The sequence below is a fragment of the Ahniella affigens genome, assembly GCF_003015185.1.
Taxonomy (GTDB): Bacteria; Pseudomonadota; Gammaproteobacteria; order Xanthomonadales; family Ahniellaceae; genus Ahniella; species Ahniella affigens.
Map to the genome: position 1 here is coordinate 2,879,397 of NZ_CP027860.1, position 23,948 is coordinate 2,903,344.

Annotated in this window: 12 protein-coding genes; 2 read left to right on the forward strand and 10 right to left on the reverse strand. The window is 61.3% G+C overall.

The genetic code is table 11. From position 1 onward, the window contains the following. Positions 1 to 131: 131 nt before the first annotated feature. From C7S18_RS11090 to C7S18_RS11110, 5 genes are all read right to left on the reverse strand, one after another. Positions 132 to 1,625 (reverse strand): FAD-dependent oxidoreductase, encoded by a 1,494-nt coding sequence (locus tag C7S18_RS11090; protein ID WP_106891627.1) that lies wholly within the window; start codon positions 1,623 to 1,625, stop codon positions 132 to 134. Then, positions 1,622 to 6,121, reverse strand: coding sequence for a glutamate synthase large subunit (gene gltB / locus C7S18_RS11095; protein WP_106891628.1), 4,500 nt, complete (start codon positions 6,119 to 6,121; stop codon positions 1,622 to 1,624). Before gltB ends, C7S18_RS11090 begins: the two co-directional genes overlap by 4 nt. A gap of 237 nt (positions 6,122 to 6,358) precedes the next feature. Further along, positions 6,359 to 7,465, reverse strand: a complete 1,107-nt coding sequence (locus C7S18_RS11100) for a S1C family serine protease (protein ID WP_106891629.1) — start codon at positions 7,463 to 7,465, stop codon at positions 6,359 to 6,361. Then, the gene (locus C7S18_RS11105; protein ID WP_106891630.1) at positions 7,462 to 8,634 is read right to left on the reverse strand and encodes a hypothetical protein; all 1,173 of its coding nucleotides are present in this window, start codon (positions 8,632 to 8,634) and stop codon (positions 7,462 to 7,464) included. The genes C7S18_RS11100 and C7S18_RS11105 overlap by 4 nt, the downstream gene beginning before the upstream one ends. Before the next feature lie 74 nt (positions 8,635 to 8,708). Continuing rightward, positions 8,709 to 9,557, reverse strand: coding sequence for a P-loop NTPase family protein (locus C7S18_RS11110; protein WP_106891631.1), 849 nt, complete (start codon positions 9,555 to 9,557; stop codon positions 8,709 to 8,711). Positions 9,558 to 9,721: 164 nt separating this feature from the next. On the opposite strand from C7S18_RS11110, the gene C7S18_RS11115 reads away from it, so the two are divergent. After that, positions 9,722 to 12,550, forward strand: a complete 2,829-nt coding sequence (locus tag C7S18_RS11115; protein WP_146151880.1) for a fibronectin type III domain-containing protein — start codon at positions 9,722 to 9,724, stop codon at positions 12,548 to 12,550. A 322-nt stretch (positions 12,551 to 12,872) separates the two neighbouring features. On the opposite strand, the gene glnD is transcribed toward C7S18_RS11115, so the two are convergent. Both glnD and map read right to left on the reverse strand, forming a co-directional pair. Next, the gene (gene glnD, locus C7S18_RS11120; protein ID WP_106891633.1) at positions 12,873 to 15,479 is read right to left on the reverse strand and encodes a [protein-PII] uridylyltransferase; all 2,607 of its coding nucleotides are present in this window, start codon (positions 15,477 to 15,479) and stop codon (positions 12,873 to 12,875) included. Between the two features lie 16 nt (positions 15,480 to 15,495). After that, positions 15,496 to 16,272 carry a type I methionyl aminopeptidase gene (map, locus tag C7S18_RS11125; protein ID WP_106891634.1) on the reverse strand — a complete coding sequence of 259 codons (777 nt, stop codon included), beginning with the start codon at positions 16,270 to 16,272 and terminating at the stop codon, positions 15,496 to 15,498. 263 nt (positions 16,273 to 16,535) lie between these two features. Between map and C7S18_RS11130 the strand changes: the two genes are divergently transcribed. Next, complete coding sequence (locus C7S18_RS11130; RefSeq protein WP_146151881.1) at positions 16,536 to 17,351, forward strand: sulfotransferase family protein; 816 nt, start codon at positions 16,536 to 16,538, stop codon at positions 17,349 to 17,351. Positions 17,352 to 17,465: 114 nt separating this feature from the next. On the opposite strand, the gene C7S18_RS11135 is transcribed toward C7S18_RS11130, so the two are convergent. The 3 genes from C7S18_RS11135 to alaS form a co-directional block, all read right to left on the reverse strand. Continuing rightward, a complete protein-coding gene (locus tag C7S18_RS11135; RefSeq protein WP_170113227.1) occupies positions 17,466 to 19,919 on the reverse strand; it encodes a Calx-beta domain-containing protein in 2,454 nt (817 codons plus the stop codon). Positions 19,920 to 20,160: 241 nt separating this feature from the next. Next, positions 20,161 to 21,306, reverse strand: a complete 1,146-nt coding sequence (locus C7S18_RS11140; RefSeq protein ID WP_106891637.1) for a pyridoxal phosphate-dependent aminotransferase — start codon at positions 21,304 to 21,306, stop codon at positions 20,161 to 20,163. A gap of 3 nt (positions 21,307 to 21,309) precedes the next feature. After that, positions 21,310 to 23,943 carry an alanine--tRNA ligase gene (gene alaS / locus C7S18_RS11145; protein ID WP_106894000.1) on the reverse strand — a complete coding sequence of 878 codons (2,634 nt, stop codon included), beginning with the start codon at positions 23,941 to 23,943 and terminating at the stop codon, positions 21,310 to 21,312. Between the last annotated feature and the right edge of the window lie 5 nt (positions 23,944 to 23,948).

The window sequence follows — 23,948 nt, forward strand, 5'->3', positions numbered from 1 at the left end:
GGAACCTCCCAGGGGTCAAAGGAACCCGGAAAGTAACACGGTCTTGGTGATGCGCCCATGGACATCGGTTGGGTCCCAAGCCGGGAACTTTTGCCGGCGACCAATGGTCGCCGTCCAGTCGTGCAAACGCTTCAGCCTTCCTGCGGAATCGTCAGCCAGCGCCGAATGCTCTCTGCGGCGTCGCGGCCGTCTTGCACCGCCGTGACCACGAGATCGGCGCCGCGAACCGTATCCCCGCCCGCGAAGACTTTCGCAACGCTGGTCTGGTATGCCAATCGGGCCGAACGCGGTTGCCGCCGGCCCGCATCGCTGCGCCGAACCTGCACGCGCTGCTCGGCATCCAGATCATCAGCGGCGAGTACCGACCGCAACCACGCTGGTTGCTCGGCGCGAAAGCCAAACGCCTGAATGACGAGGTCGGCAGCAATTTCGCGCTCGCTGCCGGGAATCGTCTGGACCCCACCGCTGCGCGATCCGGCACTGATTTCGGTTTCTGCCATCTGCACGGCGCGTACGGGACTGTCGTCCTCTGGCCCATGCCCCAAAATCGCAAGCGGTTGTCGGTTGAACAGGAACTGCACGCCTTCGTCCTTGGCGTTCTTGACTTCCCGGCGACTGCCCGGCATCGACGCCTCATCGCGCCGGTACACGCAGGTGACCTGCGACGCCCCGAGCCGAACCGCGGTGCGCACACAATCCATGCCGGTATCGCCGCCACCAAGCACCACGACTCGCTTGCCCGCCAGATCGAGCGTGGGCGCGCCATGCGACCAGCCTGCAATCACTGCTTCATGGGCAGATTCGGAACCCAGGACCCGTCGGCCATTGCTGACCAGAAACGGCAACGCGGGCACCACGCCCGGTCGATCCTGGCCAGACAGCCGGCCGTTTACATAGCGATACGCGCCATTGCCGATGAACACCGCGTCGAAGTCGTTCAACAACGTCTCGAAGCTTTGGTCGCGGCCAATTTCGACGCCCAGGTGAAACTGCACGCCCATGCCTTCAAGCAACATGCGGCGTGTCGCAATCACTTCTTTTTCGAGCTTGAACGGCGGAATGCCAAACGTCAGCAGACCACCAATTTCTTCGTAGCGATCGAAGACATGCGCCGCGATGCCGGCACGCGCCAAACGGTCAGCACAGGCAAGCCCGGCTGGCCCGGCGCCGATGATGGCGACCTTGAAACGCGTCGGTCGCACCCGGCTCAGATCCGGGCGCCAGCCCGCCTTCACGGCAGTATCGACGATGTATTTCTCTACGGAGCCGATCGTCACCGCCTCAAAGCCCACGTTGATCGTGCAAGCGCCCTCGCACAAGCGATCCTGCGGGCACACGCGACCACAGATTTCCGGCAACGGGTTCGTTTCGTGGGCCAGATCACACGCCTCAAACAGCCGCCCTTCGCGTACGAGCGCCAACCAGTTTGGAATGTCGTTGTGGACCGGACACTTGGCCGAGCAATACGGATTTCCACAGTCCAGGCAGCGTGCACTCTGCTCGGTCGCGCCGGCGGCATCAAAGCTGCCGTAGATTTCGGACCACCCGAGCACACGCACTGCCACCGCAAGCTCGCGTGGCTGCTTCCTTGGCACATCCATGAACTGAAACGGCGTGATCTTCATGCGGCCCTCTTCAAGCTGTCGATCAGCGATTCGAGGCTCGCTGCCTTGGGTTTGACCAGCCAGAACTTGCCTACGAAGTCACGATACTCCGTCAACAGCGTTCGACCCCAACTGCTCTCAGTCTCGAACACATGTCGCGTGACCAGGCGCTTGAGGTGCTGCAGATGATGTTCCATGCCCTCAGGCGACAGGCGCAAGATGTCGATGAGTTCATGGTTGTAGCGATCGACAAAGTTGCGATCGAGGTCGAGCACATAGGCGAGACCACCAGTGAAGCCAGCGCCAAAGTTCATGCCCGTCGAGCCGAGCACCACGACGACGCCACCGGTCATGTACTCGCAGCAATGATCGCCTGCCCCTTCGATGACGGCGGTCGCACCCGAATTTCGAACTGCGAAGCGCTCACCGGCCCGACCGGCGGCATAGAGCTCGCCACCCGTTGCACCATAGAGGCAGGTATTGCCCATGATGGGCGTGTCCTTCGGTACATAACGGGCCGACTGCGGCGGCCGCAGCACAATCTTGCCATCACTCATGCCTTTGCCAACATAGTCGTTGGCATCGCCTTCCAGATACAGATTCAAACCACCTGCATTGAACGCGCCGAAGCTCTGCCCGGCATGGCCGTGCAAGCGCAGATAAAGCGGCTTGTCCTGCATGCCGTGATTGCCATGATGGCGCGCAATCAAGCCAGAGATCCCGGCCCCGATCGAGCGATCGCGATTACTGATCTCAAAGGCGAATTCGCCGCCTGACTTGTTAACGATCGCCGGCCGAAGCTCGGCCAGCATGCGCTTCGCAAGCAAAGCGGGATCGCGCGGTGGATTGCGGGTGTCGGCCGCGCAATGCATGCTGTCCGTGACCAGCGCATCGTTCGCCAGTAGCGGGCGCAAGTCGAGCCCATGTTGTTTCGCAGTATCGCCCTCCAACACTCGCAGCAAGTCGGTACGCCCGATGATCTCCTCCAGCGAGCGCGCCCCCAGTTTGGCGAGCCAATGCCGGGTCTCTTCGGCGACGAACTGGAAGTAGTTCATGACGCGCTCGGGCAAGCCCGTGAAGTGCTGCTCGCGCAAGCGCTCATCCTGCGTGGCAACACCGGTCGCGCAATTGTTCAAGTGACAGATGCGGAGATATTTGCACCCCAGCGCGATCATCGGCACCGTACCGAAACCGAAACTGTCGGCGCCGAGCAGTGCGGCCTTGACGACATCGAGGCCGGTCTTCAGGCCACCATCAATCTGCAGCCGGACTTTGCTGCGCAAGCCGTTCTGCCGGAGTGTCTGCCGCGCTTCCGCAAGACCCATTTCCCAGGGCGTGCCCGCGTATTTGATGGATGAGATCGGGCTTGCGCCGGTGCCACCGTCATAGCCCGAGATCGTCACCAAATCCGCGTACGCCTTGGCCACGCCCGCGACGACCGTGCCGATACCGGCATGTGCCACCAGCTTGACCGACACAAGCGCCTCGGGGTTAATCTGCTTCAAGTCGAAAATGAGCTGCGCCAAGTCTTCGATCGAATAGATATCGTGATGGGGCGGCGGCGAAATCAATCCGATACCCGGCCGCGCATAGCGCAACCGTGCAATCAGATCGTTGACCTTGTGACCAGGCAGCTGCCCACCCTCGCCCGGCTTCGCACCTTGCGCCACTTTGATCTGCAGCACTTCGGCATTGATCAGATACTCGGGCGTCACGCCGAATCGGCCGGACGCCACCTGCTTGATCTTCGACGACTTCTCGGTGCCATAGCGCGCCGGGTCTTCGCCGCCTTCGCCGGAATTCGAGCGTCCGCCCAGCCGGTTCATCGCAATGGCGAGCGCCTCGTGCGCCTCGGGCGACAGGGCACCGAGCGACATGCCCGCCGAGTCGAATCGTTTCAGCAGCAGTTCGACCGGCTCGACCTCGCTTAACGGAATCGGCTCAGCCAGAACCTTCAACTCCAAGAGATCCCGCAACGTCGATGGCGGCCGTTCGTTGACCGCATCGGCAAAGCGCTGATAGTCGCTAAAGTCGCCGGTCATCACGGCGCGCTGCAGGTTCTGCACCACTTCCGGGTTGAACATGTGGTACTCGCCGCCGTGGCGGTACTTCAGCAGACTGCCGGCTTCGAGTCCCTCGGCGGGGTCGAGCGCCAGTTGCAGCAAGTCGAGTGCCTCCTGCTCCAGTTCCTTGAAGCCGGCGCCGCCGACCCGACTGGGCGTGTGCGCAAAACACAGATCGACGACGTCGCGCTTCAACCCGATGATCTCGAACAGGCGCGCCCCTCGATACGAACCGATGGTCGAAATTCCCATCTTCGAGATGATCTTCAGCAATCCCTTTTTGATGCCACGCCGGAAACTGCGGCCCAACTCTGTCGCTTCGCCACTCCGCTTCGGCTTCAACACCTTCTCAGCACCAAGCGACAGCAAGGTCTGGTAAGCCAGATACGGGTACACCGCAGTGGCGCCATAGCCAATCAGGCACGCAAAATGATGCGGGTCGCGCGCCGTGCCCGTCTCGATGATCAGGTTGCATTCGCAGCGCAGTCCAGCCTTGACCAGGTGCTCATGCACCGCACCCGTCGCCAACAGCGCGTGCATCGGCAACAAGCCGGCTTCCGGATCGAGGTCTGACAGGATCACGATGACGGTCCCAGCCCGCACCGATTCCTCGACGCGCGCGCACAGGACTTCGAGCGCCGCTTTCAAGCCAAGCTCGGGCGCCGCGTACAATCGAAATCGTTCGTGCGCGTTGACGAACTCGTCCATCGCGAGGATCTGCCGGAGCTTCCGCTGCGACAACACCGGCGAGTTCAGCATGATCTGGCGCGCGTTCTCGGGCGCCATCTCAAACACGTTGCCCTCGCGACCAATCTGCGTCACGAGACTCATGACACATTGCTCGCGCAGCGGGTCGATTGGCGGATTGGTGACCTGGGCAAACGCCTGGCGGAAATAGTCATACAGCGACCGCGGCAATTCGGACAGCACCGCCAACGGCGTGTCGTCGCCCATCGAGCCAACGGCCTCCTGCTCGGTTTCCGCCAAGACGCGGAGCACGTCCTCCCGTTCTTCGCGCGTCAGTTGGAACAACTTTTGATGCCGGAGCAAACGCTCGGAGGTGAACGGTTCGGCCGCCAAGGCCGGGTCGATCAGATCCGACGTGAGGTAGCGGCTGCCTTGCTTCAGCCAACGCTTGAACGGCGCCCGGGCGCGATTGATCGCATCGATCGCGCTACTGTCGAGCAGTTCGCCACTGTAAAGGTCGGCCGCGACCATTTCGCCCGGGCCGAGCTTACCCTTCTTGACGATCGACGCTGCCGGCACATCGAATACACCCGACTCAGAGGCCACCATCAGGTGACGGTCTTCCGTCAACAACCAGCGCGCTGGCCGCAAGCCGTTGCGATCAACGGTACAGGCGGCATAGCGCCCATCACACAGCACGATCGCCGCCGGGCCATCCCACGGATCGACCGACAGCGAGTGGTAATCGTAGAACGCTGCCAAGTCCGGATCAGTCGCTTCCAGCGCTCCGGTGGCGGGCGGAATCAATACACGCATCGCGTGAATCAGTTCCATGCCACCAATGAGCAGCACTTCCAACATGTTGTCCAGACTCATCGAGTCGGAGCCATCGAGCGACACGAGCGGCTTCAGTTCGCGGAGATCGATCGCTGGCGTCCGCCATTTGGAACTCCGCGCCTCGGCCCAGTGCCGATTCCCTTCGATCGTGTTGATTTCGCCATTGTGCGCCAGATACCGGAAGGGCTGCGCGAGCGGCCAGCGCGGCGCGGTGTTGGTCGAGAATCGCTGGTGGAACGTGATGAAGCTCGCGGCCATCAGCGGGTGCCGAAGGTCGGGATAGAACACCGGCAAGTTGGCCGGCAGCACCATCGCCTTGTAGCCCAGACTCTGCGCGGACAACGACACGACGTAGAAGTCTTTGTCGGCTGCAAGCGCGATCTCGGTTCGTCGCCGGGCCAGGAACAGGGCGCGCTGAAAGCTCGTCTGGTCCATCGCCACCGTCGGTTGCACGAAGACCTGCTGCATGTCGGGCAATGACGCGCGTGCCGCATCGCCCAAAGGACTCAGATCGATTGGCAAATCGCGCCAGCCGATCAGACGCACCTCGACGCGCTCGCACTCCCGCTTCAGGCGCTCGCGGGCGACAGCGGCGCGCTCGGGATCCCGACTCAAAAAGACATTGCCGGCGGCAAAGATGGGTCCGAGTCGGAGCCCAACTTCAGCCGCCATATGACGAAGGAATTTTTCAGGCTTGGACAACAACACGCCACAGCCGTCGCCGCTCTTGCCATCGGCGCCGACAGCGCCGCGATGCGCCATGCGCTCGAGCGCCGTGAGGCCGGCATCAATCAGGCTGCGTTTCGGCTCATGGTCGAGCGATGCGATCAGGCCAAAGCCACACGCATCATGCTCAAATCGCGACTCGTAAAGACCCAGGCTCGCGGGTCGCTGCTCGCCACCTTCAGGGTTGTCTGATCCATCCGCCATGCCGCACGTCCTCCCGATCGTTCTGGATTCGAGGCGTCATGGTTTGCCGATCGTTTGGTTCCAGACGCCGTTTCTGCACTCCTACCAACATCCTGTAGGTGTGCGGCGTAGAGTCTTGGCTCTAGCGCCCGCGATTTCCAGAGAATGCAAACGTATGAGCCCGGAATGTCATGAGGCCGTCGGTTGGGGTATCGAGGCGCCTGGGCAGACACAGGGGTCTGCCCTGCGGGCTAGGTGTCAGTGCCCGGATTGCATCTGCGAATCCGGTGCGGGCACACACCCGAAATGGTTCACGAGATGCCCATCGACTTTGTCGGCACGCCGAATGAACTCGCCGACGCGTTCGATCAGGTGCTCACGATCGCGGGTGCTGAACACGTCGGTCGTATGAATCACGCAGTTCATGCGGACAATGGAGCCGTCGAGATCAAACGAGAACGGCGCGTGCTCTTCATCAAGCAGGTACCCGAACAACTCATCCACGCCGCGCGTCGGGGTCTCTACCATCGGCGACGAAAAATTCAGATGTTCGCTGCAGCAACACCAGGCCTTGATGGGCGCGGTGCCCGCGTGACAGGACCAGTTCTGATGGCCGTGCCTCGCGATCACCGGATCGATGCCGGCGCGGGTCAAGGCGGTCTCGACGAAATGGGCCAGCGGGTCGGTTTCGACATCGGAGAAGTAGTCGGCGAAATGATGCTGGGTTTCCAGATTGCTGCCGCACTGCTGACAATAGCGCTGCGCCTTGGTGATCAGGACCTCGCAGACCGGGCACTGCACGCCAAACGGCACGGATTGCTCGCGGAACTCACCGATGAACTTGCGGACATCATTGACCGGAATCCCGAAGCCCACCGAATCGGCATCGAGTTTGCAGGTGGTGACGGCGATGATGCGCCGCTCGTCATCCAGAATGGGTCCGCCCGAGTTGCCCGGATTGATTGCCGCATCCGTCTGCACGTAGTACTGATTGTCGAAGCGTTGATGCGGATGCGAAATCACGCCCTCGGTCACCGACAACGGCAGTCCAATCGGAAACCCGAGAATGTGCACAGACTGCTTGGGCTTCAACTTGCTGTCGTCACCAAGCGCCAAAACCGTGCCGTCCAGCGGCTCGCTCAATTCGACAATGGCGAGGTCGCGATACGGATGCAGCCTTCGCACAGTCGCCCGAATGCGCGTGCGGTTCCGAAGCTCGATGGCGACATCGCGAAACGGCTGCACCACATGGCAGTTGGTCAGCAGATGGCGCTCGTCGATCAGCCAGCCGCTGCCCGTGCCGGTACCAGTGTAGACCTGATAGACGCCTAATGATTCGATCTTGTTTGGCATACGTCGGCTCATGGCATGGTCTCGGCGGGCTCTTCTTCGGACGGGGTCTGCACACCGTGCTTGCCAAACTCGTTGGCCAATTGCTCGGCCTGCTTCAATAACGAATCAAGCACCTCGCGAATGGGCTTCTCGTGGGCGCTCGCCAGAAACTGCAGCAACGCCTGCTCCACTGGCTCTGGCCAGGAGAAGCTGCCCAGCAGGTAGCTCGCATAGGCCACCAGCTCCAATCCGGCTTCCAGCAGGCGGCCATTGGCGCGATGCTCGTGGATGGTCTGCATGCGCTCGCCAGCGCCATAGAGCGAGTGAATCGACGACGGCGACCCTTCACGCAGCGGATTGATCGCGTAGTCACCATGGCCGAGGCTCGCCAGGAGTCTGGCCTCATCGACGGCCTGCATGCTGCGAATCAATTTGGCCATTGCCGAGTCGCGCTTGCTGACCGACTCATCCCGATCCGAAATCTCGTCGGCCTGCTCGTCCAGCGTAATGCGCAACGATCCGTGCAGCGGCAACACCACCCGGACCAGATGGCTCGCCAGCGAGCCCACGAAATCCAACATGCGGACCGACCGTCGGCGCCGGACTTCGTTGTGCAAGATCTCCATGTCGCGCCAGTGTTGCTGCCAGAACTTCAACGCCGCCGCCGCCTCGTCGCTACTGAGTGCGCGCAGTGGCGCGGCGCCGGGACGGGCCACCTGAAACTCCTCAGCCAGCCACTGATCGTGCTGGCTGGCGTCGGCGGGCAGTTTGAGCAACACTTCCAAAAGCTTTAGCGGATGCAGGTCGGCCAGCGCTTCGCGGAACTCAAGGCGCAAAACCTTGGCCTTCAAACGCGGCTGCCAGACTTGGCCTGACCCCGCGAGACGCGACAGCGCAAACCGCAGCAGCGCCGTGGCGTTGGCGCCGTCTACCAGTTCCGCCAGGACAGTGGTGATCAAGAGGTCGTTGCCCTCGATCCGGACGTCGAACAGCGCACTGCCTTGGGCAAAACTGAACGGCAGCGCGAACGGCTTGTCCGCCAGCACCTCCGGCATCGCGTGGGTAAAGATCTCGGTGATCGCCGACGGATAGTCGCCTCGATCAAACAGTTCAATGGCAAAGTCGCGGCGCGCGTAGTCGCGGGCCGTTAGCGGACGGCGGTGGCGGATCGGTGGCGGGCAATAGAAAGCACTTAGGGACATGGCAGCTTGTGGTGGCTGCAGGTTCGCTGCAACCCATTCTTGAGGTCAATCCAGCATTGTCGCAAATTATGGGCTCAACTTCCGACGATCTCGTCAATACCAACGAGACTATTGAGCGCGCGCACGGTATCAGTCAGCGCCGGCGCGGTGGCCGCCGCAAACAGGCGATCACGGTCGACGTACTCCATCCAGCCGAACACGCAATGGCGCAGGTGTTCCTCGGTCCGGACATTGGCCAGCGCGTCTTTCAGAATTTTCTCGAATTCACTGACGGTAGGCGTGCTCCCGAGCACCTCGAACAACTGCCCGAACGCCACAAACAACTCGCGCGCATCCTGCCCCATTCGAAAGTCCTCGGGCCGATACGCAAAGGCTCCGGAACCCGCATCGGCCCAGATTCGGTAGCTGACCCGAGCCAGTGAGTGGTACAGCGGATCATTCGAGATCAGCACCAGCAAGAAGTTGCGCGAATGCGCACGCACGCTGCCAAATGTGCCAACCCAAAGCTGCTTCTTGATGAACTCGAACAGGCGGACCTGATCGCGGAAATCCGCAGCCTGCAATTGGTCCAGGATCAGAATCGTGCGCTCGGCCTCGCTGAAGGCGCAGGCTTCGAGCACCGACTTCTCCAGCGCACTGAGATTCGGCTCGACCATCTGGCCGCCGTCCTCGTCGTCGAGCTGCGTGACGATCACAGTCGGCGCCACCGGCTCCGGCACCGAGAAGTCGTGGTAGACCACTCGCGGGTACGCCAGCGCCTGCGCCAGCGCATTCGCAAATGCGGTCTTGCGCCGGCCAGAGTCACCGGCCACGTTCAGACAGCGCAGATGCGCGAGCTCGACCGCGAACAGGCTCTGCACCTGAAATTCGTAGTCGTCATTGGATTCGAATCCGGCTTCTGCCAGTTTGCGTCGAAGATTCATCTGCTGACGCTATCCAACGTAGGCCCGCCAACGCAAGCACTTGCCGCCATGGTGCAGGCCTTTGCCCCTGTGTTGCATTTCTCGCAAACGGCTGATTTTGCACTCTTTTTTGGTCCAGGCACTGCTTAGACTGGAGTCCAGACAAGAAACTCGGAAGCGCGCGCATGACTCCCAGAACATCCCACCGGCTCGCCCGAATCCCGAATCATGCCGCGTTGGCATCACTCTGGCCGCGCATCGCGAAATCCGCTGCGCTGGCCGCCACGCTGCTGGTGGCCGGCACCGTTTGCGCCGCTGAGCCGCCCGATTCCGACCAAGCGACGCGTCGCAAGGGGCCGAGCGAGGTCGTGGTAGCGGACGGCCCGACCGTGCGGCATTTGGACCTTCGCGGTCTGCCCAAGGCGCATCTCGGGGTTCCGATGGCACACCCCAAGGATCAGGAGGAAGACCAGGAGCACGACCTCGAATCGCGCCAATTCTCAGCCTGGACTCGCGGCGGCCTGCTCGATGCCATCCCGGGGTTCCAGGCTCCGGGCAAAGCACAGGCCTTCCGGTCGCCCCTGGCGTTTGGGCAGCCCAGCCCAGTCGTCAACGGCATCAACTATACGGGCACGGTTCCGGCTGATCCCACGGGTGATGCGGGCCCGAACCACTATGTCCAGGCCGTCAATGGCGCATCCAGCAGCGTGTTCGCAGTTTTCGACAAGGTGACGGGTGCCCAGATTGCCGGTCCCATTGCGTTGTCCAGTCTCAGTAGCGGGAATTGCTCCGGGACCGACTCGGATCCACAAGTGATTTATGACCAGTTGGCAAACCGCTGGGTCCTTGCCCACTTGATCATGTCGGCCAATCGCGTGTGTCTACATGTGAGCGGGGGCAGTGATCCCATTAACACGAGTTGGACCCAGTACGCGTTCGATTTCTCGTTCTTCCCGGACTACCCAAAGCTCGCGGTCTGGGACAGCGCTTACGCCCTGGTCACCAATAACGAATTCGTCGACGCCAGCACCACGAACTGGCGCACCCGGTTTGCCGTTTTGGATCGCGCCGCCATGCTCGCCGGCCTGCCCGCCACCGCCCAGGTCTTTGAGAGCGCGCGCTACTCGAACGGCTCGCGACCGTTCACGCCCGTTGTGCCGGTTGGCTTCAAAGGCCACAATCTGCCTAAAGCCGACACACCGCTGATGTTCATGGTGCTGATCGACGAGGAGTCGCAGTTTTTTGGCGAGCCGGCCGAGATCGATTTCGTCGAGGATCGGCTGCAGCTGTACACCGTCACGCCAAACTTTGCGAACCCGAATGCCAGCGTCTTCGGCGGCCCAACGACGATCCGCGTGCTCGATATGCAATTCGCGGCCAACCGCTTTCCCTCCCAACCTGGTGGCGTGCAGTTGGCATCGTTCAGCGGCACGGGCATGCACCGCAGCACGTATCGCAATCTGGGCGACCGCGAAGTAATCACGATTGCAACCAATCAACCGGCAGGGGCATTTCAGGGCTATGGCGATCCGCAACTCGGGGCCCTGTTTGGTGCGACGTGGATCGAACTGGAACGCATTGGCGGCGCCGCCTCAAACTGGGTGCTCGCAGACCAGGGCAACTTCAGCCTAAACGACGGTGTTTCCCGGTTCATGGCGGCGCTGAATGTCGACAATGCGGGCAATCTCGGCCTCGCCTACTCAGCGGTCGGCGAATCGAGCAATCTGTTCCCGAGTCTCCGCTACACGGGACGGCTGCGGGGCGACCCGGCGCAGACGATGACGTTTGCCGAAACCACGTTGGCAACGGGGGTCGCGGCGCAGTCATTCACTGGCACCACCGAACGCTGGGGCGACTACTTCGATCTGAGTCTCGACCCGGATGGCTGTCGCTTCTGGTTCACGGGCGCCTACATGGACGACAGCACCTGGGGTACCCGCATTGGTGCATTCAAGCATGATTCCTGCGGCGCGCCGAACTTTGCATTCAGTGGCCCAAGCAACGTGTTCAAGGTCTGCAACGTCAGCACCACCGCCCTGCCGCCACAGAGTGTGCAGGTCAATAGTCAGAACGGATATTGGCGGGATGTCGCGCTCGGATTCACCAATCTGCCCGCGGGCATCAGCGCCAATGTCACACCAACCAGTATTCGCCCAAGTGGTGCCGTGACAGCCAATATCAGTGTTGCGGCCGGCACGAGCCCGGGTCTCTATGCCGCTAGTCTGCAAGGGACCGAAGGTGTGCTCAGCAACGTGCTCAACTTCCAGATCGATGTCGATCAACCCACCACTGCCGCCAGCCTCACTGCACCCGCCAACGCAGCCACGAGCCAGCCCAGCATTGTCCGTCTGCAATGGGACGCTGTTCCGGGCGTCGATGACTACGTCGTGGATGTCGATACCGACAACACATTCACGCCACCCCTCACCATGAGTCGGATCACTTCGAGCACGTTTCTCGACACGGATCTGCTGGCCGGCAACACCACCTACTTTTGGCGCGTGCGTGGCCGCAATACCTGTGGCGAGGGCACCAACAGCAGCGTGCGCTCGTTTACGACCGTCGCGAACTTCTGCAAGACGGTCAACACGGCCCTGAGCAACGGCGCCACGGTGACCGACACCATCACCGTGCCCGCCGGCGTTGCCGGTGTCGTCCAGAATCTGGATATTCGATTCGTCGAGAACAATGTTCCGGCAACCAATGTCCGAGTCGACGTGACCCGCATGAGCGACAACCTGACGGTCCGATTGCTGGAGACCGGCTGCAGTGCCAGCAACGCGATCAACACCATTTTCGACGACGCCGGCACGACCGCCCCCTGCAATAACACGACCCTTGGCGCGCGGACCGTCCCGACTCAGGCGCTGACCGCGTTTGACCAGGGCAACCTGGCCGGCGACTGGCGCATTTCGGTATCCAATATCGGTAGCAGTAACGGCCAGTTCATCCTGTGGTGCCTGCAACCGCAGAATCTGGTGCTGCCGAACCTGTTTGGCGACAGTTTTGAATAGTGCTTAGGGAGTCCAGCCGCCCCTTTGGTGCGCTGATTCGCGCATCAGACTGTCAGCGACGATGCGCGATTTTCACGACGGCACAGTGTGGCAAGTAGCCCTCTCCCCAGCCCGCTCCCACTCGCGTGGGAGCGGGAGCACTCCCTCCCCCGCGATCGCGGGGAGGGCTCGGGAGGGGGTTACTTGCGGTCAGAATCGTCACCGGCCGCAGTTTATGGGTTAGCAAAACCTAATGTGTTACGGCGTGTTTGATGAGCGGATCTGAATCAGTCCATCTTGGAAATTCAGACCCGTCGAGCCCCTGAACTTGTTCAGAGGCGCCTCAGCGCCGATTGCGCGCAAACGGATTCAGTTCGTGGGCCAGGGTGCGTGACAGCGCGTCGCGTTGCTCCAGGCTCAGCGGTTTGCCGTCGAGCGTGGACAGCAAGAAGATATCTTCGACGCGTTCGCCAAACGTGGCGATGCGGGCATCATGCACGGCCAAACCCACCGCCCGGAACACCTGAGCAATCTGCGCAAGCAAACCGGGCCGATCCGAACACACCAAGCCCATTTCCGTGCGGCCGGCCGCTTCATCGTCGCTGAAGTCGAGTTTCAGCGCCAATTGGAAGTGCTTTTGTTGCCGGGTCCAGGCGCGTCGCGCCGGCGTCAGACTGAGCTCTGGTTTGCCGAGTTCATCGCTGAGCCGCGCCCCGAGGTCTTCGATTCGTTCTGGGTCGATCAGCGGCTTGTGCTCGGCGTCGAGCACCTGGAACGTATCGAGCACATGCCCGAGCTTGGAGCTGACAATGCGCGCTTCGAGCACGGACAATTGCAAACGGTCCAGCACCGCAGTGATCGTCGCAAACACACCGTCACGGTCGGCTGAATAGACAAACACCTCAGTCGTGCCGTGCTCGGTCGGCGAGCGCACCGCAGTCAATGGCTCGGCGCGGCCAGCATGCTTCAGCACCGCAGCCGTCTGCCACGCAATCTGTGTGGGGCTGAACCGCAGAAATGACTCGGCCGGGTACTCCGCCCACAAAGCTTCGGCGGCATTCGCCTGGATGCCGGATTGGGCCAGCAGTTCCAGCGCCATGCGCTGCACATCGCGAATACGCTCCGATTCATGAACCGGATGCTCCAACCCACGCCGCAACGCATAGCGCGTAGTTTGATACAGATCGCCGAGCAGCCGCTCCTTCCAGCCATTCCAGAGTTTTGGGTTGGTGCCCGAGATATCGGCCACGGTCAACAAGTACAAATAGTCCAGACGTTCCCAATCACGAACCACACTCGCGAACCGATGCACCACTTGTGGATCGCCAATATCCTGCTTCTGCGCCGTCACCGACATGGTCAGATGTTCGCGCACCAGCCAACTGATCAGATCGGTGTCGGTCTGACTGAGGCCCGCCTGTGCGCCAAACTGGCGCGCCTCGACCTCGCCAAGCTCCGAGTGATCACCACCCTTGCCCTTGGCAATGTCATGAAACAAGCCGGCCAGCAACAGCAACTCGGGCTTTCGGATGCGTTTTCTGACTTCATAGGCGAGCGGATACGTTTTCTGCGTCGACTCGCGATTGAAGCGTGCCAGGTTATGCATGACAAACAAGGTGTGCTGATCGACCGTGTAGGCATGAAACATGTCGTATTGCATACGGCCGCTGACTTGATCGAACGCCGGCACGAGGCGCCCGAGCAAGCCGATATCAGCAAGCGCTTCGACCACGTTCATCACCTCGCCCGGCTCGCGCAGCAGATTCGGCAAAGAGGTGCGCAGACTCGCAATCTGCTCGGCTGAGAGTTGCTGGCACAGGCTGCTCATTGGTCCTGCCAACGCGGCGGCCGGTCGCAGCTTCTCATTGGCTTGCGCGAGTAGCCTGAGGCATTGAATCAGCCGGTCCAGATTGGCCGCCAAGCTTTGCGGCTCGACGTGATCGAGACGGCCTTCGCGGACAAAGAATCCGTGTTCAAGCTCACGCTGGTCGGCCTGACTCGGCAAAACCCGCGCCTGCACTCGCTCCCAGACGCGCCGGCTCAAACGCTGCACAGCGGCAGACGCGCGGTAAAACCCTTGCATGAAGCGCTCGACTGCGAGTTTGGGATTCGCATCCTGAAACCCGAACTGCGCGGCCAACTCACGCTGATGATCAAACAGCAGGCGTTCTTCGCGCCGTTTGAGCAACCGGTGCAAACCGAATCGCACCTGCCACAGCACGTCGCGCGCCTTCAGTAAGGCTTGCAGTTCTTCTTGGGTGCACAACCGCAAATCCGCCCAGGACTCGATTGCTTCCGTGCCAAATGCGCGCTTGATCACCCATTGCAATGCGTGCAAGTCGCGCAAGCCGCCTGGGCCTTCCTTGATGTTTGGTTCCAGATTGAATGCGGTGTCATTGAAACGGGCGTGCCGCTCGCGTTGCTCATCGAGCTTGGCCTGCATGAAACGCGGCGCCGGCCAAAGATCCGGGTGTTCCAGCGCGACGATCAACCGCTCGAAGGCATCACGGTCGCCGGTCAGATAGCGCGCCTCGAACAGTGCTGTGGCCGAGGTCAGATCGCGCTCGGCCTCTTCCAGACAGGCTCGGTGGCTGCGCACGATGTGACTGGCTTGCAAGCCTAAGTTCCAGAACTGCGATAGCAACGCTTCCAAAGCCCGATTGACCTCTGGGCGCATCGGTTCTGGAACAATCAACAGTACGTCGATATCGGACTGCGGCAACAACTCGCGCCGACCGAAACCACCTGTCGCAACGAGCGCAACGTCATGAATCCCAGTGAACGTGTGCTCGAACGCCGCGATCACCACCCGGTCAACGGTGCGGGTACGCTCTTCGATCAACTCGGCGACTGGCCCGCCCAGAGCAAAGTGGGTTTCGGTCTCGAACACATTGCGCATCAACTGCTCGCGCAATTTGGAACTGGAGAAAGGAGCCTCAGTTTCAGTCATCGGGCTCCTCTCATGGTCATCCGGATGCGCGCTCGTTGGCGCTCAGGGTCAGCACTTCGAAGCCAGAATCAGTCACCGCAATGGTGTGCTCCCACTGTGCCGACAACGATTTGTCGCGGGTCACCACCGTCCAGCCATCGGGCAACAGGCGGGTCTCTTTCTTGCCGGCGTTGATCATCGGCTCGATCGTGAACGTCATGCCCTCTTTCAATACCGGACCAGTCCCTGGGCTGCCGTAATGCAGCACTTGCGGGTCTTCGTGATAGACCTGACCGATGCCGTGGCCACAATACTCGCGCACCACGGAGAAGCGCTCGCCTTCGGCAAATTTCTGGATCGCATGACCAATGTCGCCGAGCGTTGCCCCTGGACGGACCATGTGAATACCCCGCCACATGGCCTCATACGTCACCTCGACCAGACGCTTGGCGAGCACATTGGGCTCACCCACCACGTACATGCGGCTGGTATCGCCATGCCAGCCATCCTTGATAACCGTGACATCGATATTGATGATGTCGCCATCCTTCAGCACCTTGCTGGCGCTCGGGATGCCGTGGCAGATCACGTGATTGACCGACGTGCAGATGGTTTTGGGAAAGCCTCGGTAGCCAAGATTGGCCGGGATGGTTTTCTGTACTGTGACAATATAGTCATGACAGATCGCATCGAGCTCTTCGGTGCTGACGCCGGCGCGCACGTGCTCGCCGATCATGTCCAACACTTCCGAAGCCAGGCGGCCCGCCTCGCGCATGCGCGCGACCTCGGCAGGGGTCTTGATTACAATATTCATGGGGCGTCGACGATCTAGCATGCGGATATTGTAGGCGAATCAAGACGTTCTGAACATTCGGCCGGAAATTCGGCGCGGCGGGGGCCGGAACTGCCCTTTGAACTCATCACGAAAGCGTCGAGTTAAAGCTCGAACTTAGGACGCTGCACCTGGTGCCAAGCGGACGCCAACGCGTACACGACCATGCCGGGCTGGCCCGACCCACCGCTGGATGCCTGTCCGGTCAACAATCCATAGGGATACAATTCGGTTGCGCTAATTCCTTGACGGTGATGGTTATTTCGCAGACTTCGACACACCCGGTATTCGTCATTGGCGCGCCGCTTTCCGGCGCCGGCCGCGTTGCCGCGTGGCTCGGGCAACACGGGCAGGCTCGGATGCTGCGCCTGATCCAGGCGTCGGGCCCGGAGTGGGCGCGCGATTCCGACCGGCTGCACATTTCGGATGACGCCGCAGCGACGGTTCGGCAGGGACTAGCGACGCAACAGGGCGCCCGTATCGAAACCCATCCAGCCATCGCCTTGAACGTGGATGTCATCGCAACAGTTTTCCCGCGGGCGCGCTTTTTATTCTTGTACCGAGACGTGCGCGAACACCTGGCGCGTATGTTGAACGCATGGGACGCGCAGCGCTATGTGCACCCGAGCGGGGTTCACTGTGGCAGTCATCAGCCCTGGTGCCTGAATTTGCCGCAAAACTGGTCCAGCGTCGCGCATTGGCCGGTTGATCAAATCGTCGCCTGGCAGTGGGTCATCAGCACCCAGTGGGCCCTCAACGCCTTGGCTGCGCTGCCTGCTGAGCGATGGGCCATTGCGTCGTTCGACCGTCTGCTGAGCGATGGCCAGGGCGAGCGCCTGCGGCTTACGCGTGTGCTCGGATTGCCGACACCGGCCACGTCACCCGTGTTGGCTCGTGTCGGCGAGCAATCGCCAGCCTTGGCCAACTGGCAGGGCTACGGCGAGCGCATCGCGGCGCTCGCACCACTCGTTGCCGCCCAGGCCGATCGTGCCGTCAAGCTCTTTGCCGAGCGCCCGAATACCCGCGCGCAGCGGTCACTTGAGCGCTCTAGTCCACCCTGATCAGATTGGCACGGCAGCCGGATTGCACGTGCCGTAACGAAACAGGGCCCGAATCGGTCGATTCGAGCCCTGCTCCGTTTTACCCAACCGCGAGACTGCTGCGATCGCCCCGAATTACTTCGCGGCAGCAGCCTGTGCCGCAGCCAAATCTGCGAACAGCACCACACGAACTTTTCGGTAGCTGCCGTCCGCCCGTTTGACCGACTTCAGCACAATGGCCGCGCCTGCTGGCACGTCGGCCAAGGCGCGCTCGGTGCCGAACCCGCGAAGGCCACGACGGTCGACGACCTCCACTTTGCTCGCATCGACGGTAATCGACTCACCACTGGCCAAGCTGACGGTCGCTTGATTGGCCTCAACCCGAGCCGTGGCAACGACGCCCGCGACTTTGTGCCGTTCCAAATTGGCGGCTTCACTGCTCGGCGCCGTAAAGAGACCCGCAACGCCAAGCACCAAGGCTGCGCCGAGCATCGGCGTCGCGTTGCTCCGACGCTTACGAACCAGCGCCCCCAGTCCTAGCATACCCAACACGCCCGCTAGCAATGCCCAAGGACTATTGACCGGAACCGGCGTGAAGTCGTCATCCGTGATCGTGACAACATTGCTTTGATTCGTGCCCAAAGCGGCACCCACGGGCGCCGACACCGTCAACGTGAAGTCTTCCGGCCCCTCAACGAGCAGATCCGGCAGAATCGGCACGGTGACCGTCTTCGGTGCGCCATCGCCTGCGGCCCAATTGACCGCGGTGTTGACGCTCGAATAATCGGCACCAGCGGCCGCTGAGCCGTCGCTACTCGTGACGGTCACGGACGCAGCGCCTGAGAAATCGCCCGTACGCTGCAGGGTGACGAGAACGCTGCCGCCCGATTCGCCCACCGCAGTCGTTGTCGCCAGGAAGTCGACGTTGGACAACACGACGTCGGTGTCGTTGATTGTCACCGTCTGCGATCCGACCGCACCGATGGAGCCGCCGACTGGATTGGAGAGCGTCAGCGTGAACGCCTCGGCAGCTTCCGGAATGGCATCGTCAACGATTGGCACCAGAATGGTCTTGTCCGCAATGTCACCAGCAGCCCAGTTGAGGGTTCCGCTAGTTGTCGTGAAATCGCTGCCGGCCGACGCGCTTCCCGCGACCGTGTTGAAGTCAACGCTAGCGGCGCCGTCGCCGGCAGGACGTTGGACGGTGACCGAAGCGTTGCCAGCCTCTTCAGCAACCGACTGCGCGGCCGTGCTGAGGCTGATGATCGAGGCCTGGAGTTCCACAGCACCAATATCGTCGGCAGCACCCGATGGACGCGGGTTGCCGCGCTGATCCACGGCCAAGGCCGTGTTGCCAGCATCGACGACCGGGCTGCCGAAAGCAGGCACCTGGGTGAATGTCGGCCCGCCATTGTCGGCCAGCGGCCCAAGGACGGGATCCTGATTCAGGATATTGCCGCCATTGTCGACGATGGTTGCGGCACCCGGAACTTCAACCAACGTACGCGTCAGCGCAAAGTTTCCGGAAATGTCGGCATCGGTTGCGGCGGTGTTATCGGCGATGATGGAATCGGTCGCGGTAACACTCGCAGAAGAATAGACAGCCACGCCGCCGCCAACCGCCGCGCTGTTGCCTGCAATCGTCGCGTTTTCCAGCGTGACCGTGGCCGCCCCTGTGTAGTATGCAAACAAACCACCGCCTGCCGCCGTGGCCTGGTTACCGGAGACCGTTGAATTCGACACGATCTGGGACGTATCCGTGAACATGCTCATCACCGCGCCGCCATAGCTACCGGAGTTGCCATTCAGGGTGGATCGGCTGATATTCAGGCCGGAGCCATCGATCTGATACAGATAGATGCCACCGCCAAAATTCGTGGCCGCATTCGTGGCCATCGTTGAGTCAGTCAGGTCAAACGTGCCGGTCTGGTGATAAAGGTAAATACCGCCACCGCCATCGACCGCTGTATTGCCGGAAATGACCGAATTCTCGATCGTCAGGGTGGGGCCCGAGGTGTAGAAGTAGATGCCGCCGCCATCACGACCCGACGTGTTGCCGGTGATCTGGCTATTGCGAATCACCATATCCATCTGACCACCAACAATGTCGGTCGCGGCGATTCCACCACCACCCGCCGTCGCACTATTGCCCTCGATGACGACACCGTCGAGGGTCAGGTCCTGGCCAAAGTTGATAATGCCACCACCGAAGGTCACGCCGCCGCCGCCCGTGATCCGGAGATCATTGATCTCCACGGCGACTGGCGTCGAGTTATAGAGATAGAACACACGACTGGCGTTGTTGCCACTGACGCTCAGGACTGCGGCGCCGGGGCCATTGATCGTGACGGCGTCAGTAATGGCTATCTGACCGGAAGTCAGCGTAATGGTACCGGTCACGTTGGCCGCGAACTCAACCGTATCCGCGCCCGCAGCACCCTCCGCATCCAAGACCGCCTGACGCAGACTGCCCGCGCCGGAATCGTTGGTATTCGTCACCGTGAACGTTGCCGCGTCGGCATCACCCGCAGTTCCAGCCAGACCGGCCGCGACCAGTCCACCCACCTTCAGCAGTTTCTCGCTTTGCATCTTGTGCTCCCTGTCACATACCCGCACATGATGAACCGAAACTGAGCAATTTGTCCATGTGCCGAACCATGCGAAGGTATCCCATAAATTGGGACAGCCTGCGTCTGCAGACGGATATCCGCGAGCGCGCACCGACAGAGAAGCCCGGACCGATCCGAGCGCCATGCGCCACAACGGCCCAAGCTCAATCCTCGCCAGCGTAGGGGCCAAAGCCCCACGCAACCTGCGCTCCGGGCGGGCGTTACAAGCCCTGCAATCGAGTGGCTGCCGCCTGGAGCGTTACATCATTTTTTGCAAAGCAGAACCGGATCAGCCGGGCTTCGGGCGCGCGTTGATAGAACGCCGAGACCGGAATGGCGGCCACCCCTTTCTCGGCGCACAGCCATTCGCAAAACGCCCTGTCGTCCTGATCACTGATGTCGGAATAGTCGACGATCTGGAAATACGCACCAGCGACCGGCAGCAACTTGAACCGGGTCCCGGCCAGCATGGCGCGAAACTGATCGCGCTTGTCCTGATAGAACGCTGGCAGCTCACGGTAGTGCTCCGGCATTTGCTCCAGCACATCGGCCAGCGCCCATTGCGCCGGATTGAACGTGCAGAACGTCAGATACTGGTGCACCTTGCGGAATTCGGCACTCAATGCGGCCGGCGCCACGCAATAGCCAATCTTCCAACCAGTGCAGTGATACGTCTTGCCGAAACTCGAAATGACGAAGCTGCGCTCAGCCAATTCAGGATGGCGCAGTACGCTTTGGTGATCGACGCCATCAAACACGATGTGCTCGTAGACCTCATCCGAAATGACGATCAAATCATGGCGGCGCGCGATCTCGGCGAGCGCATCCAAGTCGGCGCGACTGAACACCGCGCCACTCGGGTTGTGCGGCGAGTTGACGATGATCGCACGCGTCTTGCTCGTGCAGGCATCATGGACGCGCTGCCAATCCACCGAAAAATCCGGGAGCGTCAGTTCGACGTGGACGGCCTTGCCGCCATTGAGCTCGATGGCGGGCTCGTAGCTGTCATAGCATGGGTCGAGTACGATGACCTCATCGCCCGCGCGCACGATCGCAGCAATCGCTGCGTACAGCGCCTCAGTTGCGCCGCTCGTCACCGTCACTTCCGAATCGGCGTTGACCGGCCGGCCATAGAGCGCGGCGGTCTTCAGCGCAATCTGCTCGCGCAAACGCGGCACGCCCGTCATCGGCGCGTACTGGTTCTTGCCTTCGTGCATGTAACGATTCAGTGCGACCCGCAAGGCTTCCGGCCCTTCGAAATCCGGAAAGCCCTGACCCAGGTTCACGGCCTGATGCTTCATGGCCAGCTGACTCATGACCGTAAAGATCGTGGTACCAACGTTCGGCAATTTGCTCTGAATCTGCATGGCTCAGCCCAATTTGGATTGTGCAAAGGTTGCAACGCTGGCCAAAGCCGACGCGACATTCGGACCGTCTTCACCGCCACCTTGCGCCATATCGGGGCGACCACCGCCCTTGCCATTGATCTGACCCGCAACATGCGCGATCAGCTCCCCGGCTTTCAGCTTGCCGAGCGCCGCACCACTCGCACCGGCGATCAACGTGATCTTGCCCTCAGCCCCGGAAGCCAGCACCACGGCGCAGTCGGTCAGCTTGTTCTTCAGCTGGTCCACAGCTTCGCGCAGGCCCTTGCTGTCCAAGCCATCCAGACGCGCGGCGATGACCTTGATGCCAGCAATCTCGGTTGGCTTCTCAGCCAGTTCGGCAATCGCCGCCCCGGCCGCTTTGGCTTTCAGCGATTCCAGTTCGCGTTCAAGCTCTCTTTGTTTGTCGAACAGTTTTTTCAGCTTGCTCGTGACTTCGTCGGTCGAACTCGACAGCAACGCGGCGACTTCGGCCAATTGATCTTCCTCGTGCTCGACCAGCGCTTCCGCGCCCGCGCCAGTAAACGCTTCAATACGACGCACACCGGACGCCACACCGCCTTCGGTGACAATCTTGAACAGGCCGATGTCACCCGTACGGCTGACATGCGTGCCACCGCAAAGCTCCGTCGAGAAGTCGCCCATCTTCAACACGCGCACGCGCTCGCCGTACTTCTCGCCGAACAACGCCATCGCGCCAAAGTCGAGCGCTTCCTGCATGCCCATCTGATGCACTTCGGCCTCGGCATTCGCGCGAATCTCGGCGTTGACGAGCCGCTCAATCTGGCGCAACTCCGCATCCGACACCGGCTGGAAGTGCGAGAAGTCAAACCGCAACCGATCAGGTGCAACCAGCGAGCCCTTCTGCTGCACATGTTCGCCGAGCACTTTGCGGAGTGCGGCGTGCATCAAGTGCGTCGCTGAGTGGTTCAGAATGATCTGTTGACGACGGGCGGCATCGACGCTGGCATCAAGCACCGCGCCGACCGTCAAGGTACGTCCGCTCCACACACCCACGTGCGAAAAAAATGTACCGGCGAGCTTGATCGTGTCGTCAACGCGGAACGTGCCGAGCGCGCTTTCCAGCGAGCCCGTGTCGCCAACCTGGCCACCCGATTCGGCGTAAAACGGCGTGCGATCGAGCACGACCAACGCACTCTCGCCGTCGTTAACCTGATCGATCAACTTGCCCGAACGGATCAGCCCGACGACCTTGCAGCCCTGTGCGTCGACCGCGCCGTAGCCGAGGAACTCGGTTGCCGGCAAACCCTTGACGGTTTCGGCGGTGACCACATGCTGCGCTTCGAACTGCGATGCCGCGCGGCCACGCTCCTTCTGCTGCTGCATGGCATGTTCGAAGCCGGCCATGTCCACCGTCAGCCCGCGTTCGCGCGCGACGTCGGCAGTCAGGTCAACCGGGAAGCCGTAGGTGTCATACAGACGAAACGCATCAACACCAGCGATCTCTTTTGCGCCACTGGCCGTGACAGCTTCAAATACTTTCATGCCCTTGTCGAGCGTCTCGGAGAACTTCTCCTCTTCGAGCTTCAACACTTGCTCAACCTGTGCGCGCTTCTGGCGCAGTTCCGGATACGCCTCACCCATCAATTCATCGAGCGTGCGTACGAGCTTGTGGAAGAACAGGCCTTTGCAACCAAGCTTGTGACCATGCCGCAGCGCACGCCGGATGATGCGGCGGAGCACGTAGCCGCGACCTTCGTTCGACGGCAGCACGCCATCGACGATCATGAACGAGCACGCGCGGATGTGGTCGGCAATAACATTTAAAGACGGATTGTCGAAATCGGTGCGGTTCGTCACGCTGGCCGCGGCCTTGACGAGCGCCTGCATCGAATCGATCTGGTAATTCGAGTGCACATGCTGCAGCACCGCCGTCAGACGCTCCAGGCCCATACCGGTATCGACACAAGGCTTCGGCAGTGGCGTCAGCGTGCCATCAGCCGAGCGGTCGAACTGCATGAACACGAGGTTCCAGATTTCGATGTAGCGATCGCCGTCTTGGTCCGCCGAGCCCGGCGGGCCGCCGAACACACCTTCGCCGTGATCGTAGAAGATTTCGGAGCACGGGCCGCAAGGGCCGGTATCGGCCATCTGCCAGAAGTTGTCAGACGCATACGGCGCGCCCTTGTTGTCGCCAATGCGCACAATGCGCTCGGCCGGCACGCCCACTTCCTTCTCCCAGATGCCAAACGCCTCGTCATCGGTGTGATAGACGGTGACCCAGAGTTTTTCTTTCGGCAAACCGTAAACCGAGGTCAGCAATTCCCACGCATAGTGGATCGCATCGCGCTTAAAGTAGTCGCCGAAACTGAAGTTGCCAAGCATTTCGAAGAACGTGTGGTGACGCGCGGTGTAGCCGACGTTCTCCAGATCGTTGTGTTTGCCGCCGGCGCGCACGCAGCGCTGGGCCGTCGCGGCACGCGTGTACGAGCGCTTCTCGGCGCCCAGGAACATGTCCTTGAACTGCACCATGCCCGAGTTGGTGAACATCAGGGTCGGGTCGTTGCCCGGCACCAAGGGGCTCGATGCGACGACCTCATGGCCCTTGCTGGCAAAGAACTTCAGAAAGGCGCTACGGATCTCGGCGCTGGTTTTCATGGTGA

Coding starts and splice junctions, on each gene's coding strand:
- C7S18_RS11090 (WP_106891627.1), bottom strand. CDS start 1,625: ATGAAGATCACGCCGTTTCAGTTCATGGATGTGCCAAGGAAGCAGCCA.
- gltB (WP_106891628.1), bottom strand. CDS start 6,121: ATGGCGGATGGATCAGACAACCCTGAAGGTGGCGAGCAGCGACCCGCG.
- C7S18_RS11100 (WP_106891629.1), bottom strand. CDS start 7,465: ATGAGCCGACGTATGCCAAACAAGATCGAATCATTAGGCGTCTATCAG.
- C7S18_RS11105 (WP_106891630.1), bottom strand. CDS start 8,634: ATGTCCCTAAGTGCTTTCTATTGCCCGCCACCGATCCGCCACCGCCGT.
- C7S18_RS11110 (WP_106891631.1), bottom strand. CDS start 9,557: ATGAATCTTCGACGCAAACTGGCAGAAGCCGGATTCGAATCCAATGAC.
- C7S18_RS11115 (WP_146151880.1), top strand. CDS start 9,722: ATGACTCCCAGAACATCCCACCGGCTCGCCCGAATCCCGAATCATGCC.
- glnD (WP_106891633.1), bottom strand. CDS start 15,479: ATGACTGAAACTGAGGCTCCTTTCTCCAGTTCCAAATTGCGCGAGCAG.
- map (WP_106891634.1), bottom strand. CDS start 16,272: ATGAATATTGTAATCAAGACCCCTGCCGAGGTCGCGCGCATGCGCGAG.
- C7S18_RS11135 (WP_170113227.1), bottom strand. CDS start 19,919: ATGCAAAGCGAGAAACTGCTGAAGGTGGGTGGACTGGTCGCGGCCGGT.
- C7S18_RS11140 (WP_106891637.1), bottom strand. CDS start 21,306: ATGCAGATTCAGAGCAAATTGCCGAACGTTGGTACCACGATCTTTACG.
- alaS (WP_106894000.1), bottom strand. CDS start 23,943: ATGAAAACCAGCGCCGAGATCCGTAGCGCCTTTCTGAAGTTCTTTGCC.